The sequence below is a fragment of the Pseudochrobactrum saccharolyticum genome (assembly GCF_008801715.1).
GTDB classification, from domain to species: domain Bacteria; phylum Pseudomonadota; class Alphaproteobacteria; order Rhizobiales; family Rhizobiaceae; genus Pseudochrobactrum; species Pseudochrobactrum saccharolyticum.
Window position 1 is genome coordinate 30679 of the sequence record NZ_VZPG01000001.1, and the last position, 14780, is coordinate 45458.

Below are 14780 nucleotides of genomic sequence, written 5' to 3' on the forward strand. Positions count from 1 at the left end.
TATCCTCTCCCGCAGGCACAGGCTGCTTACGGGAACGTATATAAATCATATTCTATAGAAACCTGCGGCACTTACAATGTAAGCAGCCATACATTTTTCAATATGCTTTTTGCCCGCAACAACAGCGAGACCCTGCTGCGACAGATCAATCTGCACAACTGAGTTAAAGCAACGCCTGAACGGTAATGACTGCTGCTCTACAGCATTGCGGTTGAAAAGTAATCCCTGTTTGCAGCTTTTCAGTGATTTTGTCGCACGCATAAAACAAAGATGCCGCTTATCTGCATAAGCGGCATCCCGTCCGGTTGTCATAAAAAAGGTGTTTATGCCTTAAACTGCGCAAGGCGGGCTGCATAACGCGCCAGCTGGTCGATCTCGATATTGATCTTGTCGCCGACCTGACGTTTGCCCCATGTGGTCACTTCCAGCGAATGACGGATCAGCAGCACATCAAATTCATTGCCGTTGACGCCATTGACTGTCAGCGACGTGCCGTCCAGTGCCACGGAGCCCTTCTGCGCGATAAACGGCGCCAGATTTTCCGGTGCACGGATGGTAAAGCGCACTGCCTCACCTTCCTGCTGAATATTGATGATTTCCGCCATGGCATCGACATGGCCGGATACAAGATGACCGCCCATTTCATCACCAAGCTTCAGCGAACGCTCCAGATTGATTTTGCGTCCGGCTTTCCATTCGCTGATCGTCGTCAGGCGCAGGGCTTCTTCCCATGCTTCCACTTCAAACCAGCAGGCATTGCTTTCAATATCCGGCAGACGGGTCACAGTCAGACACACACCCGAACAGGCAATAGATGCACCGATCTCAATGGTTTTCGGGTCATAATGCGTATCAATACGCAGTCTCACACCTTCATCCATCGGGCTGATTTCAGCAACTTCACCGATATCTGTAACAATGCCTGTAAACATAAGAAATCCTTCTCATTCCCTGCTTATCAAAAACCTGCTTTGCGCTTGTATTCACTCAAAACGTCAGACGCAAAATGGCTTTCGCCGGTTTTGACAAAATCCGCATCAATGAAAGCCTGCAAACCCTCAACCGCCAGCGCCTGACCATCTCCGTTGGAAAGGATCGGGTTCGGCCCGTCAAAAATCATCAGCTTATCAACCAGTCCCTGTGCCAGAAAAGCCTGTGCAACAACTGCGCCGCCCTCAACCATGACTGTGGCAATACCCTGCGCGGCAAGGTCATCCAGCAGTTCCGGCAGAGCGATTTTTTCATCCTCGCATTCCGTCGCCAGAATGCGGCAGCCGGCTTCAATCAGCTGCTGGCGTTTTGCCGGATCAGCATTATTGCTGGCGGCAATCCACAAAGGTACCTGACGCGCGGAACGCACCAGTTTGGATGTGAGCGGAATACGCAACTCGCTGTCGAGAATAACGCGGATCGGCGAACGATCCTGCAGACCCGGCAAACGGGTATTCAGTACCGGATCATCCGCAATAACCGTTCCGACACCGATCATAATCGCATCGGTCTGGGCACGGCGCATATGCACCTGCGCAATACTGACCGCACCGGTAATGGCAATCTGCCCACGCCCGACGCAGCCGACATAGCCGTCAACCGACAGTGCCAGCTTCAGCATCACTTCCGGACGTTTGCGGAAAGACCGCGACAGATAACCTGCCAGCTCATCGTCGCCCTGCTCGCGGCAGACATCGGTGACAACTTCCAGCCCTGCATCGCGCAAAATCTGATAACCACGGCCTGCAACACGCGGATCAGGATCGCTGCTGGAAGCAACCACACGCTTGATGCCTGCAGTGACCAGTGCGGATGCGCAAGGCGGTGTATGGCCGTGATGGGCGCAAGGCTCCAGTGTGACATAGGCGGTTGCGCCCTTTGCCAGTTCTCCGGCTTCAGCCAGTGCCTGTGTTTCGGCATGCGGACGGCCGCCTTCAGCCGTCACACCGCGACCAACAATCACCGGCCCGTGGCCATTATCCGCCACAATCAGCGTCGCCACAGAAGGATTGGTTCCCGTAATACCAAGATGGCGGCGTGAATAGCGGATTGCAGCCGCCATAAAGCGCTTATCAAGCTCCGATGCACTTCCCTCGCCAGAATGGGTCTGACGGGCTGTCGCGTTCTGAGGTTCATTCATATGCCAAATTCCAGTACGGAGTGTTTTGTACCGCCTGCCTTTAAGCCAAACAGATTCAAAACCTATTTACTTTAACACGCATCTGACCCGAAACAATTTTCAGTTGCCAATATGCATTCAGTTCACAAGAGGCATCAGGTTCAACGAACATCCATGCCTCAAATTCTTATTCAAAAGCAGAATTCTGCCCAAAGCCAGAGCACATTAAGCGCTCTGAACTTTAATCCTCATTGCTCGATGATACAGCATTTTCCGGATGGCCAAGCTCATCAATGACATTGTGGAAGTCTTTGGCAACACTGAAATTGCGATAAACAGAAGCGAAACGGATATAGGCAATATCGTCCACGCCCTTCAGTGCTTCCATCGCCAGACGGCCGATCTCTTCCGACGGAATTTCAACCTCGCCGGAACTTTCCAGCTGGCGCACAATGCCCGAAACAGCGCGTTCCACGCGGTCACTGTCCACCTCACGCTTGCGCAGCGCAACCTGCACCGAATGCATCAGCTTATCGCGGTCGAACGGCACACGGCGGCCGCTTTTCTTGACCACCATCAGTTCGCGCAATTGTACGCGCTCAAATGTTGTGAACCTGCCGCCACATACAGAACAGACGCGACGTCTGCGGATGACTGAACCGTCTTCCGCCGGACGGGAATCTTTGACCTGCGTATCTTCAGACTGACAAAACGGACAGCGCATGGCTCAACTCTCAACTTGTTACCGCACCTTGCAGCACGGTAGCCATTCCAGCCTGACAGGTTGTAAACGACTATAATTCACTCAGATTGAAATTATCTAAAGCAGATAGGCTGCTTTGTCATCAGCTATGTCCGGCAAGCTGCACAGACAAAAACGCCGCGTAACACTTATGTGATACGCGGCGTCTGAAATTACAACATAGTCACAACCGGCTTAGCCCAGATAGCCATACATCGGGAAGCCTTCGGTCAGCTCCACAACTTTTTTCTGAACAGCCTGTTCAACAGCCGCATTGCCTTCATCGGAATTGGCAGCTTTAAGGCCGTCGAGCACTTCAGTGATCATATCACCGATCTGTTCGAATTCCTTGATACCGAAGCCGCGGGTTGTACCGGCCGGTGTGCCGAGGCGGATACCGGAAGTTACAAAAGGCTTCTCAGGATCGAACGGAATACCGTTTTTGTTGGTGGTGATATTGGCGCGGCCCAACGCTGCTTCAGCGCGCTTGCCGGTAGCATTTTTCGGACGCAAATCAACCAGCATCAGATGGTTGTCAGTGCCGCCGGAAACGATATCAAGACCGTTTTTCTTCAGGTTCTCTGCCAGAGCCTTGGCATTTGCCACAACATTCTGCGCATAGAGCTTGAATTCAGGCTGCAGCGCTTCTGCCAGTGCAACCGCTTTACCGGCGATCACATGCATCAGCGGGCCGCCCTGAAGACCCGGGAATACAGCCGAGTTGAACTTCTTGGCCAGATCACCGTCATTGGTCATAATCATACCACCGCGCGGGCCGCGCAGGGATTTGTGGGTGGTGGTGGTGCAGACATGAGCATGCGGCACTGGCGACGGATGCACACCGGCAGCAACCAGACCAGCAATATGCGCCATATCAACCATCAGATATGCACCGACTTCATCGGCGATTTCACGGAAACGCTTCCAGTCCCAGATACGGGAATAGGCAGTACCACCAGCCAAAATCAGCTTAGGCTTATGTTCGCGGGCAAGACGTGCCACTTCGTCCATATCCAGCAGGTGATCGTCTTCACGCACACCATAGGATACGACATTGAACCATTTGCCGGACATATTGACCGGAGAACCGTGGGTCAGGTGACCACCGGAATTCAGATCCAGACCCATGAATGTATCGCCCGGCTGCAGCAGCGCGAGGAATACAGCCTGATTCATCTGGCTGCCGGAATTTGGCTGCACGTTGACGAATTCTGCGCCGAACAGTTTCTTCGCACGTTCAATCGCCAGTTCTTCAACGATATCAACATACTGGCAGCCGCCATAATAGCGCTTACCCGGATAACCTTCGGCATATTTATTGGTGAGGATTGAACCCTGAGCTTCAAGCACTGCGCGGGAAACGATATTTTCCGATGCAATCAGCTCGATTTCGTGACGCTGACGGCCAAGCTCCTTACGGATTGCGCCGAAAATTTCAGCATCCGCTTCCTCAAGACCCTTATTAAAGAATGCTTCGAGAGAAGCACTGTTCGCCTGCGACATATCCTATTCCCTTCCGGTTCCCGGTCAATTTCCCAGTCAAAAGTCAATCAGACACCATTCCCGCCGCCTGTATGCGACGGTCATGGAATTCTTCGCTATTTTTTGACGCGTATCTTATCCGAAAACCGGCTCCCGCTTTTCGGGATACGCTCAATGTCTGTCCGCATATCAAAATGCGAAACAAAAAGCACGTAAATTCAATGCTGTTTAAGGGTTAGAGCTGCTCCGGCAGTAAACGATTTATCGGAGCCGCTCTCACTCTTTTTTACGCAATATCCTACGCAAAACCGCTTCGCACTTTTGCTGGAAATGCTCTAACCCATTCCTATGTCGGGTGGCAATATCACACTTGTAACACCTGCTCCATGGCCAACAGGCGATATGCCATGACGTAAAACGGCTAAAGTCCCATTTATATCGTTTAAATACAAAAAAGCCGCCCGAAGGCGGCTTTAAATTCAGACATTAATTAATAGACCATGCTTCTGCTTAGCCATCCGGCTGGTGCATTTTTTGCAACTGCACCAGCATTATTGCGACCTCAGGCTGTGCAAGATCAGATCGCTGTACCGATTGCCAGCTCCGAAGCACCGTCCATCTTGTAAATATCATCGCGGAACTGCGGAATACCGTCACCGGTAGACCATGCGGAAATATAGACAAAATACAGAGCCACAGGGTCAGCCACCTGAATCGGATTATTCTGACCGCTCTTAATCGTGTCTTCGATAGTCTGACGATCCCAGCCGCCGGTATTTTTCAGCAGCCACACATCCAGATCGCGGATATTCTGCACGCGGATACAGCCTGACGAGTCGAAGCGCATCAGATTGTTGAAAGTGCCCTTCTGTGGTGTGTCATGCATATAAACAGCATGGCTGTTATGGAAGTTGATTTTGGTTGAAGCCATGGCATTGATCTTGCCCGGATCCTGACGGAACATCAGCTTCACTGCATCTTCCGTATTCCAGTCAACTGTTTCCGGCGGAACTTCCTGCCCCTGACCATCGTAAAGGCGGATCTTGTTCTTGGTCAGATATTGCGGATCTTTACGCATCAAAGGAATGATATCCTTGCGGATGATCGACTTTGGCGCTGTCCAGTATGGATTGAGGATCACTTCATGAATTTTTGAAGTCAGGATCGGTGTCTGGCGATCGATCTTGCCAACAACGGCAGTATGGCGCTGCACTACGCGGCCATTTTCAATCGCCTCGATCTGTGCTGCCGGAATATTGACCATGACAAAACGTGTCTGATCGACATTGGCCAGCGAGCCAAGACGCTGCAGATTGGTATTCAGCTGACCAAGACGAACATCGGCACTGACATTGAGCGCTTTATAGGTCACATCGCCCATCACGCCGTCAGCAGGCAGACCGTGGCGTGCCTGAAAGCGCTTCACAGCGGCATCCACATAAGTATCAAAAGAATTGGAAGCACCGATGCCCTGAGGCAGATCGCCGGAGATCATCAGGCGCTGACGCAGGATCGGCACAACCTGACTTTTCATGCCCAGACGCAGGCGCTCATTGCCCGGCACAACCGGCCAGCCGCCATTGGCAACAATATTATTATACTGATTGATCGCTTCGCTGATATAATTCAGCGTCTGCGGACTCATAATCGGCTGATTGGTGGCGATAGCTTTGGCACCACCGGTGCCACGTGCATCGAATGTATCGCTCCAGTTACCGCGACGGCCGGATGACAGCACATCATTCAGGCCGACAGCCTGAGCAAGTGCCGCAGAAGAAACTGCCGGTACCGACAAAGCAGCCAGTCCCAGACCGGCAGCGCCCCGCAAAAACAAACGGCGGTCAAGTGCCTTGGGTGTTTTGCTGTCTTTTACATTATGCTTCATTCTTTGATCCTCAATCCGCCGTAACAGGACGTGGCACACCGGAATAGCTGGCCGCATGACACAGGCATATCAGCAGAAAAGCTCTAAGCGCTCTGCGCTCCAGAACATTCCCAATCTAAAACTAAGTATTGGAGATGCTCTGTCGCTTTATTAAGCTCTATACGCGCATCTTATCCGAAAACCGGTTCCCACTTTTCGGGATGCGCTCAACTTTAACTCTGAAACTAAAACAAACCCGAATAGCAGTATAACTGACTGAACACGCATCAGTTGCCTAAACACAAAACATCCTGCCGGACTTTACCGCTATAATCAGTTTTGTGGCTTAAACATGTCTGCGGGTATTCCGGCAAGTCATTACATTCATCACAAACTGAAAATTATTATTGCAGATAAGCTTAATAAGTGAATGTGGCCATTTCGCAACGATCAGAACTGCCTCCCTGTCGGCATTACAGCTCAGCAGGTCTGCCATGCATGTGGCTAAATTTTTGCAGGCGTCGCAAAGAGTTATGCATAGAGGCCAGACGTGCGGCATCCGGCACTTCCCTGCCCGATGTCTCCAGAAACACAAAAGTATAGAGCTCATAGAGGCCGTCTGCCACTGCCTGCCCTTTTTCAGTAAGCGCAAGAACGGCCAGATCTGCTCCGCCCGTCGCCGTCTCATCCGCACCGGAAGTCACATAGCCTTGCGCAAACAGGCTTGCCAGCATTACCACCGATTGTGATGTGACGGGTTCAACCATCCGATAAAGCTGGACAGTATCACGCAGACCAAGACTGATACAAAACAGCATCAATGCCTGCTCGGCATTCAGCGGATAATCCTGACGGCCGGAAAAAGCATCGTCAAAAAATGCCAGAACCCGCTTATAATGCCGGTTCAGCTGCCGCTCCACTTCCAGACACAGAACCTGCAAGCCTGTTCCTTCACCGGAACGGGAACCTGCATGCCCCATACTGGATAATGATGTCTGAAACGGCTCTTGCGTTTGCATGCAGCTTGTCTCCGCTTTTCCAAAGCACAAGATCAGCCCATCGCCTCCGAATGCGGAGCGCGCAGAAAACTGAAATTTGCCTGAGGAGACTTTAAGAAACAGCGGTGAACTTCGGCTTAAGCCACAGGGCTAACAAGTGGTTAACAACCGGCTCTCTCAATCCGGTCATTATTCCAGTTTTAGCGGACAGGCGTTGCCAGTGCACGTTTACCCTGTAAAAACAGGCCGATGCGAAAAGCGACATAGATCAGCAGAAACGCAATATTGACGGCTGCCAGCGCCGGAAAATATTCAAAGAACCGTGCAAAAACTGTGTAAATCAAGGCCTGAGCCACAGCCGTAATCACCCATAGCACAGCGCCCCATGAGGCACGGATCCACAGGCCGGTCGCAACAATCGGCAGAGCAATCGCGAGACTCACACAGATTGTCTGCCATTGCCACGGCATCAGATCGAAACGCCATAGCAGACCCGGATATAGGCCGATCAGCCGCAACCAGTAATAAACACCGCCGACAAGACAAACCAGCGCGACAAAGCGGATAAACAGAATGAACCAGCTATGCAGGGCTGAATCTCCCGTGCGCAGTCTCAGCTGATCGTCCATCATACGGCTCATTACCCTTGTTTAATGTCTTTAACTTTTTAGAAAATCCGGTAATTGCACCTGCGTCAATGTTGCAGGGCTCCATACCGGATTACCGGTCTTGTCGATCAGAACAGCGCCGACACCGGCATAGAAATCATGCCCTTGCAGCAGAATCTCTGCCAGAGCGTACTCTATTTGCATCTGTCTATCCAAGCGTGCGCTATAGCTCAGCTCTTTGTTTGCACGAATAAATGCTTCCGCATCCTGAAATAGTGTAAAAATCGCTTTCAGACTGGTTGGCGAACGCTTGCCCAGCAGTTCTGCAATGGCTGCGGCTTTCTCATTGCCTGCCTCTCCGGCGTCTGAGAATTGCTCCAGAACCTGTTCCACGCTTTCCGCCGTACAGCATCGGGCAATCAGCGCCCTGTCCTGTTCCGGCATTTCCCAGTCAGGTGCATCCGACTGCATAGACAGAAGTATATCATCCGGCGTTTCACCACCGATCAGCCGCTCACGCAATTCCGCCAGTTGTTCAGCTTTCAGCGCGTGCGTGGCAATCCCGCTCTGCAAACAATCTCCCCAGCGTATCGCCGAGCCGGTTAAGCCGAGATAAAAGCCGAACTTGTCCGGCAAGGCAGGTAAAAACGCACTGCCGCCGACATCGGTGAAAAAACCGATCCCGCTTTCCGGCATAGCAAAAAGTGTATTTTCCGTCACAATCCGGTGTGAACCATGAACGGACATTCCGGCACCTCCACCCATAGTAATGCCGTCAAGCAAAGCAATATAAGGCTTCTTATAGGAACCAATGAGGCGGTTGAGGCGATATTCATCCTGGAAGAAATCATAGGCAGGCGCACCGTTTCTGCCTGCATGATAGGCAGCCACAACATCACCTCCGGCACAGAATGCACGCCCTTCGCCTTCAACGATCACAGCTTTGACCTGAGGATCATCAGCCCAATGCAGCAATGCACGCTCCATTGCCTGCACCATTTTGTGTGTAAGAGCATTCAGCGCTTTCGGACGGGTCAGCCGGATCAGCCCTGCAGAACCTTGCATAGTAAAAGCAATTTCATCATCGCCGCCGAAATTCTCCTTGAAATCAGATATCATCACGCCGCTTCCTCCGCTCTGATGCACCTTATTCATTGATTTTCCTCTCCCGCATTGAAGCATGATTCATAAGTGAGTAAAGCAAGCGCGGCAATGTTTCACACCTCAAAAATTGTTTTTATCAAGCTGTAACCATGATTTGGGTGTTAAGGCTCCCTCATCGAAGTCTGCGCTGCAGGAAATTGCAGTTTCATAGGCCGAAATACGGAAAGACATGATGCGTAACATTGATGAGATCACCCAAAGCCGCCGCCTGCGCCGTACGCGCCGTACCGAATGGTCACGCCGTCTGGTTCAGGAAAACAGTTTAAGCGTCAATGATCTGATCTGGCCGTTCTTTGTCTGTGAAGGCAGCAATGTCGCCTCGCCGATTGCCGCAATGCCGGGTGTTCATCGTTATTCCGTGGATATGGCTGTGCGTCAGGCAGAAAAAGCTGCAAAACTCGGCATTCCGGCCATCGCACCTTTCCCGAATGAGCCGGCGCGGATTAAAACGCAGGACGGCTCCTATATTGCCAATCCTGACAATCTTATCAATTCGGTGACCCGTGCGATCAAAAAGGAAATTCCGGAGATCGGCATTATTACCGATGCTGCGCTCGATCCTTTCACCACAGACGGTCATGACGGCATTTTGCGCGACGGCATTATTCTCAATGATGAATCCGTTGAGATGGTTGTGCGCGGTGCGCTGGCTCAGGCTGAGGCCGGTGCGGATATTATTGCCCCTTCCGATATGATGGACGGCCGTATCGGCGCAATCCGCGATGCACTGGATGCCAATGGTTTCCAGCATTTGCCGATCATGTCCTATGCCACCAAATTCGCCTCCGCTTTCTACGGTCCTTACCGTGAAGCGATCGGTACGGCAGGTGTGCTGAAAGGCGACAAGAAAACCTATTATCTTGATCCGGCCAATACGGATGAAGCGTTGCGCGAAGCTGAGCAGGATGTGCTGGAAGGCGCGGATATGCTGATGGTCAAACCGGGGCTGCCTTATCTCGACATTATTCAGCGTATCAAAAGCCAGTTTGCTCTGCCGACCTTCGCCTATCAGGTCTCCGGCGAATATGCGATGATCAAAGCTGCCGGTCAGAATGGCTGGATTGATGAAGAGAAAGTCATGCTGGAAAGTCTGCTGGCTTTCAAACGCGCTGGTTGCGACGGTATTCTCACTTATTTCGCTCTGGAAGTGGCTGAGAAACTCAAAAACGCCTGATCCCGTCTATGTTTTTATAAAAGCGCATTCCGCCATCGGCAGAGTGCGCTTTTTTTATATGGGATTGCATTAGAGGGCTTACCGGCAGAGGGCTTACCGGCGGGTAATCTTGAAATCAGCACCGCGGCTTCCTATCTCCTTGTTTGTAAGTTTAAAAGGAGAAACCATAAGCCGATGAATGACCGAACAATCAATAATGATATTGTTCTGCCGCGTTTTGAAGACCGTCGCCTCTATGAAGGTGTGCGCACCAGACGCGTATTCGCCTTTCTGATCGACTATTTCATTGTGCTTTTGCTGTGTATCCCTGTCGCGATCATCATCGCTTTTCTGGGTATTCTGACGCTGGGTCTGGGCTGGATGCTCTATGGTATCCTGTTGCCGCTGGTGGCGCTGCCTTATGTATATTTTACAGTCGGCGGACGTAATAAAGCCACCACAGGTATGCGAATGATGGGTATTCGCATCGAGCGTATGGACGGCAATCCGGTTGACGGCCTGTTTGCGGTGGTTCACTCGGTTTTGTTCTGGGCTTCCTGCACAGTGCTTACCCCGCTTATCCTGCTCGCGACCCTGTTTCTGGATTATAAACGCGGCGTACATGATATGCTGCTCGGCGCGGTGATTATCCGTACCAATCCGTAACAAGACGACAAACTGAATATGAACAGCGCGGGTATTTCCGCGCTGTTTGCATTACCAGCTTTTTTATCGCCTTTTATGCGCTATGAAATGCGACAAACTAAAGAATCTAGAGCGAGTGCTGTGATCCAATCTGGATGTAAACCGCTCTAGAACGAGTTTTGCGCACCCAAAGAGGAGCCTGACGCTCTAAATCACAAAAGCGGGATTTTACATATCTTCGTTTTCAATTATTATTAACCACTCTGCAGGCCTTTAACTGCACAATTACAGACGTGAATTTTACAATTCGTCTTTATTGCGTTTTGACAGGCGAAACATGACACAACATCAACCGCAACCGCAGCAATTTTATCTCACCGCCCCGTCTGAATGTCCTTATCTGGACAATCGCGCAGAGCGGAAGGTTTTTACACATCTGGTTGGCAGTCGTGCGCCGGAACTCAACGATCTGCTGACACAGGCCGGTTTCCGACGTTCGCAAAATATCGCCTATCGCCCCGCCTGTGAAAGCTGCAATGCCTGCGTGTCCGTGCGCATTCTCGCCGGTGAATTTCAGATGACGCGCTCCATGCGCCGCATCTGGAAACGCAATCAGGATCTCATTGGTTTTGCCAATAAGGCTGAGCCGAGTTCCGAACAATATTCCCTGTTCCATGATTATCTCAATCACCGTCACCATAATGGCGGCATGTCGGAAATGTCCGTGCTTGATTATGCGATGATGGTTGAGGACAGCCATGTTAACACGCAGATCATCGAATATCGTATGCGTGGCGCTGATACGATGATTACCGGCAAAGGCGAAGGCCCGTTGATTGCTGCTGCCCTTACCGATGTGATGGGGGACGGCGTGTCGATGGTCTACTCGTTCTTCAATCCGGAGCTGGCTGACCGCTCACTCGGCACCTATATTATTCTCGACCATATTATGCGCTGCAATGCGCTTGGCCTGCCGCATGTTTATTTGGGCTACTGGGTCAACGGCTCCGAAAAGATGCATTATAAAACCCGCTTCAAGCCGCAGGAGCATCTCACAACCAAGGGCTGGCTACGCACAGACATTGCAGATTAAATAAAAACACCCGCATGAGAGCCATGCGGGTGTTTTGATATCATGCAATAAATTCAATTTGCTAGATGATAAATTTCACAATGAGATTCATATGTTTTTGCGCAACATGCTTCAGCTTTTACGCCCTACTTTGTAGGCCATGCCGATTGAAGCAGGCGTAACCGGCGAAAAACCGTATTGCGCATAAAGATGCTGTGCAGGACCATCAGCAATCAGGCTGACATAGGCACTCTCCGGCGCATGTTCATCCAGATAGGCTTTGATCTCAAGCATAATCCGCTTGCCAAGCCCCTGCCCCTGATAGTCAGGCAGCACCGCAATATCGCACACCTGATAGGTTGTGCCGCCGTCACCGATGACGCGTCCCATGCCGATAATCTGATCGCCATCGGCAATCTGCACGGCGAATAATGAATTCTTCAGGCCGCGCTCGGCTGCGTCTGTTGTTTTTGCACTGAGGCCGCTGGCAGTGCGAAGATGACAATAAGTTTGCACATCCGGAATCTGATGCAGCACCTGATATTTTGATTCAGCAGGCATGGCTAAAGGTTTCTTCCCATTGGTTTATCAGCAATCAGAGCGGCTTCTTCCCTACAAGAAGCCACTCTGCCTGTATTTTACGAAGTGAATTTACCGGTGCGCGGGAACCCCTTCGGCACCATCCGTCCGGCGGAAGCGCGTGCACCCGTCCATTCCAGCAATTCTTCTTTACTGCGTGTGAATGTGCGGTCAGCAGAATCCTGCCATGTCAGCCCCTGCTCGATAGCAAAGCTGCGGATGTCAGATACACCGCCGTCTTTGTATTTCTGCAGACGCACACCTTTACCGCGCGCCAGTTCCGGCAGCTCGGACAGCGGGAATACCAGCATTTTGCGGTTTTCGCCGACAACAGCCATAGTATCACCGGTCACGCGCTGACAGATTTTCATCTCATCCGGCAGTTTCACATTCATGATCTGCTTACCCTTACGGGTATTGGCGATGACTTCGCTTTCGCTGATCATGAAGCCATAGCCCTCATGGGATGCCAGCAGCAATTTCGCAGATGCATCATGCACAAAAGCTGTCAGAATATCCTGATCATTGTCCATATCGACCATGATACGGATCGGCTCGCCATGACCACGGCCACCCGGCAAAGTGTTGGCTCCGATGGTGAAGAACTTACCGCCGGTCGTTGCCACAACAATCTTGTCCGTGGTTTCGGCGTGGAAAGCCAGATGCAGCTTGTCGCCTTCTTTAAAGGACAGGCTGGAGAAATCTGCCAGATGCCCTTTCATAGCGCGCATCCAGCCTTTTTCTGATACCACAATCGTGACCGGCTCGCGCTCGATCATCGCCTGATGAATATCTTCCAGATCATGGCTCGGCGCTTCAGCAAATTGCGTGCGGCGCTTACCCAACGGTGTTTCAGGCCCGTAGGTCTCACGAACCTTTTTGATTTCGCCGCTGATCGCCTTCCACTGCTTGATTTCCGAACCAAGCAATTCTTCAAGCTGCGCTTTTTCAAGTGTCAGCCCGTCAAACTCTTTGCGGATTTCAAATTCTTCCAGCTTGCGCAAGGAACGCAGGCGCATATTGAGGATCGACTCAGCCTGCATGTCTGTCAGGCTAAACGTACGCATCAGTTCCTGTTTCGGCTCATCCTCTTCACGGATGATGCGAATAACCTCATCCAGATTGAGATAGGCAATCAGGTAACCGCCCAGAATTTCGAGCCGCTTTTCAATCTCATTAAGCCGGAATTGTGAACGGCGCTGCAGAACTTCCTTACGATGCTCCAGCCATTCTTTCAGCACACCACCCAGCGAGAGAACATTCGGCACTTTACCATGAGAAAGCACGTTCATATTCAGCGAAATGCGGCTTTCAAGCTCGGTGAGCTTGAACAGCGATTCCATCAGCAATTCCGGATCGACAGAGCGATTCTTCGGCTCCAGTACGATACGGATATCTTCAGCTGATTCATCGCGGATATCATCAAGCAACGGCAATTTCTTCGCCAGCAGCAGTTCAGCGATCTTCTCGATCAGACGTGATTTCTGCACCTGATACGGAATTTCCGTAATCACCACCACCCATGTACCGCGGCCGAGATCTTCCTTCTCCCATTTCGCACGCACGCGGAATGCACCGCGGCCTGTACGATAGGCCTCAAGAATATTCTCTTTTGGCTCAACCAACACACCGCCGGTCGGAAGATCAGGTCCCTGAACAATTTGCACCAGTTCTTCAACCGTTGCCTGCGGATTGCGGATCAGCAGCAGCGCGGCATCACACAGCTCCGCCACATTATGCGGCGGAATATTGGTGGCCATACCCACAGCAATACCGGAGGAGCCGTTTGCGAGAAGGTTAGGAAAAGCACCGGGCAGAACGACCGGTTCTTCGTCTTCCTCATTATAAGTCGGGCGAAAATCGATGGCGTTTTCTGTAATACCTTCGAGCAGCAGCGATGCCACTTCGGTCATGCGTGCTTCAGTGTAACGCATAGCCGCCGGATTATCACCGTCAATATTGCCGAAATTGCCCTGCCCGTCCACCAGCGGATAGCGCACGGCAAAATCCTGCGCCAGTCGTGCCAGCGCATCATAAATAGAAGCATCGCCGTGCGGGTGGAACTTACCCATCACGTCACCGACAATACGCGCGCATTTGGCATAGGCACTGCCCGGATTAAGACGCAGCAGGCGCATCGCATGCATGATGCGGCGGTGAACCGGTTTCAGACCGTCGCGCACATCCGGCAGCGCACGATGCATGATCGTGGACAGCGCATAGGCAAGGTAGCGCTCTTCGAGCGCCGATTTCAGATCAACTGTTTCAACGTGATCGTCGCCGCCTGATGGCGGAATCAAATTATTTCCCATGGAATATGGTTAGCAAGCGGCTGATTCTGCGGCAAGTCAAGATGCGTTTAC

General features: G+C 51.6%; 13 protein-coding genes. 3 read left to right on the forward strand and 10 right to left on the reverse strand.

Annotated features, from left to right (window positions below):
• Window positions 1–323: 323 nt before the first annotated feature.
• The 8 genes from F7P81_RS00235 to F7P81_RS00270 form a co-directional block, all read right to left on the reverse strand.
• Complete coding sequence (locus F7P81_RS00235; protein ID WP_151157945.1) at window positions 324–932, reverse strand: riboflavin synthase; 609 nt, start codon at window positions 930–932, stop codon at window positions 324–326.
• A gap of 26 nt (window positions 933–958) precedes the next feature.
• The gene (gene ribD, locus F7P81_RS00240; protein ID WP_022710483.1) at window positions 959–2131 is read right to left on the reverse strand and encodes a bifunctional diaminohydroxyphosphoribosylaminopyrimidine deaminase/5-amino-6-(5-phosphoribosylamino)uracil reductase RibD; all 1173 of its coding nucleotides are present in this window, start codon (window positions 2129–2131) and stop codon (window positions 959–961) included.
• Window positions 2132–2351: 220 nt separating this feature from the next.
• Window positions 2352–2834 (reverse strand): transcriptional regulator NrdR, encoded by a 483-nt coding sequence (gene nrdR, locus F7P81_RS00245; RefSeq protein WP_151157947.1) that lies wholly within the window; start codon window positions 2832–2834, stop codon window positions 2352–2354.
• 213 nt (window positions 2835–3047) lie between these two features.
• On the reverse strand, window positions 3048–4355 hold the full coding sequence (gene glyA / locus F7P81_RS00250) for a serine hydroxymethyltransferase (RefSeq protein ID WP_022710481.1): 1308 nt from the start codon (window positions 4353–4355) through the stop codon (window positions 3048–3050).
• 556 nt (window positions 4356–4911) lie between these two features.
• Window positions 4912–6219: a L,D-transpeptidase family protein gene (locus F7P81_RS00255; RefSeq protein ID WP_151157949.1), complete on the reverse strand. Its 1308-nt coding sequence runs from the start codon at window positions 6217–6219 to the stop codon at window positions 4912–4914.
• 452 nt (window positions 6220–6671) lie between these two features.
• Window positions 6672–7217, reverse strand: coding sequence for a hypothetical protein (locus F7P81_RS00260; RefSeq protein ID WP_151157951.1), 546 nt, complete (start codon window positions 7215–7217; stop codon window positions 6672–6674).
• Window positions 7218–7396: 179 nt separating this feature from the next.
• Complete coding sequence (locus F7P81_RS00265; RefSeq protein ID WP_028233522.1) at window positions 7397–7828, reverse strand: DUF6163 family protein; 432 nt, start codon at window positions 7826–7828, stop codon at window positions 7397–7399.
• Window positions 7829–7855: 27 nt separating this feature from the next.
• Window positions 7856–8923 carry an enoyl-CoA hydratase/isomerase family protein gene (locus F7P81_RS00270; protein WP_151158921.1) on the reverse strand — a complete coding sequence of 356 codons (1068 nt, stop codon included), beginning with the start codon at window positions 8921–8923 and terminating at the stop codon, window positions 7856–7858.
• A 214-nt stretch (window positions 8924–9137) separates the two neighbouring features.
• On the opposite strand from F7P81_RS00270, the gene hemB reads away from it, so the two are divergent.
• The 3 genes from hemB (at window position 9138) to F7P81_RS00285 (ending at window position 11859) form a co-directional block, all read left to right on the forward strand.
• Window positions 9138–10142, forward strand: a complete 1005-nt coding sequence (gene hemB, locus F7P81_RS00275) for a porphobilinogen synthase (protein WP_151157953.1) — start codon at window positions 9138–9140, stop codon at window positions 10140–10142.
• 174 nt (window positions 10143–10316) lie between these two features.
• Window positions 10317–10787 (forward strand): RDD family protein, encoded by a 471-nt coding sequence (locus tag F7P81_RS00280; RefSeq protein ID WP_022710475.1) that lies wholly within the window; start codon window positions 10317–10319, stop codon window positions 10785–10787.
• A gap of 316 nt (window positions 10788–11103) precedes the next feature.
• Window positions 11104–11859 carry an arginyltransferase gene (locus F7P81_RS00285; RefSeq protein WP_151157955.1) on the forward strand — a complete coding sequence of 252 codons (756 nt, stop codon included), beginning with the start codon at window positions 11104–11106 and terminating at the stop codon, window positions 11857–11859.
• Between the two features lie 111 nt (window positions 11860–11970).
• Here the strand turns inward: F7P81_RS00285 and F7P81_RS00290 are convergent, their stop codons facing one another.
• Together F7P81_RS00290 and parC are read right to left on the reverse strand one after the other, a co-directional pair.
• Window positions 11971–12399, reverse strand: coding sequence for a GNAT family N-acetyltransferase (locus F7P81_RS00290; protein ID WP_116088174.1), 429 nt, complete (start codon window positions 12397–12399; stop codon window positions 11971–11973).
• A gap of 77 nt (window positions 12400–12476) precedes the next feature.
• Window positions 12477–14729, reverse strand: coding sequence for a DNA topoisomerase IV subunit A (gene parC / locus F7P81_RS00295; protein ID WP_022710472.1), 2253 nt, complete (start codon window positions 14727–14729; stop codon window positions 12477–12479).
• Window positions 14730–14780: the final 51 nt, after the last annotated feature.

What these genes read in the sequence shown, in the direction of transcription:
- parC (WP_022710472.1), bottom strand. Translation starts at nt 14,729, where the DNA reads ATGGGAAATAATTTGATTCCGCCATCAGGCGGCGACGATCACGTTGAA.
- F7P81_RS00290 (WP_116088174.1), bottom strand. Translation starts at nt 12,399, where the DNA reads ATGCCTGCTGAATCAAAATATCAGGTGCTGCATCAGATTCCGGATGTG.
- ribD (WP_022710483.1), bottom strand. Translation starts at nt 2,131, where the DNA reads ATGAATGAACCTCAGAACGCGACAGCCCGTCAGACCCATTCTGGCGAG.
- F7P81_RS00280 (WP_022710475.1), top strand. Translation starts at nt 10,317, where the DNA reads ATGAATGACCGAACAATCAATAATGATATTGTTCTGCCGCGTTTTGAA.
- F7P81_RS00285 (WP_151157955.1), top strand. Translation starts at nt 11,104, where the DNA reads ATGACACAACATCAACCGCAACCGCAGCAATTTTATCTCACCGCCCCG.
- F7P81_RS00235 (WP_151157945.1), bottom strand. Translation starts at nt 932, where the DNA reads ATGTTTACAGGCATTGTTACAGATATCGGTGAAGTTGCTGAAATCAGC.
- F7P81_RS00255 (WP_151157949.1), bottom strand. Translation starts at nt 6,219, where the DNA reads ATGAAGCATAATGTAAAAGACAGCAAAACACCCAAGGCACTTGACCGC.
- hemB (WP_151157953.1), top strand. Translation starts at nt 9,138, where the DNA reads ATGATGCGTAACATTGATGAGATCACCCAAAGCCGCCGCCTGCGCCGT.
- glyA (WP_022710481.1), bottom strand. Translation starts at nt 4,355, where the DNA reads ATGTCGCAGGCGAACAGTGCTTCTCTCGAAGCATTCTTTAATAAGGGT.
- F7P81_RS00265 (WP_028233522.1), bottom strand. Translation starts at nt 7,828, where the DNA reads ATGATGGACGATCAGCTGAGACTGCGCACGGGAGATTCAGCCCTGCAT.
- F7P81_RS00270 (WP_151158921.1), bottom strand. Translation starts at nt 8,923, where the DNA reads ATGATATCTGATTTCAAGGAGAATTTCGGCGGCGATGATGAAATTGCT.
- nrdR (WP_151157947.1), bottom strand. Translation starts at nt 2,834, where the DNA reads ATGCGCTGTCCGTTTTGTCAGTCTGAAGATACGCAGGTCAAAGATTCC.
- F7P81_RS00260 (WP_151157951.1), bottom strand. Translation starts at nt 7,217, where the DNA reads ATGCAAACGCAAGAGCCGTTTCAGACATCATTATCCAGTATGGGGCAT.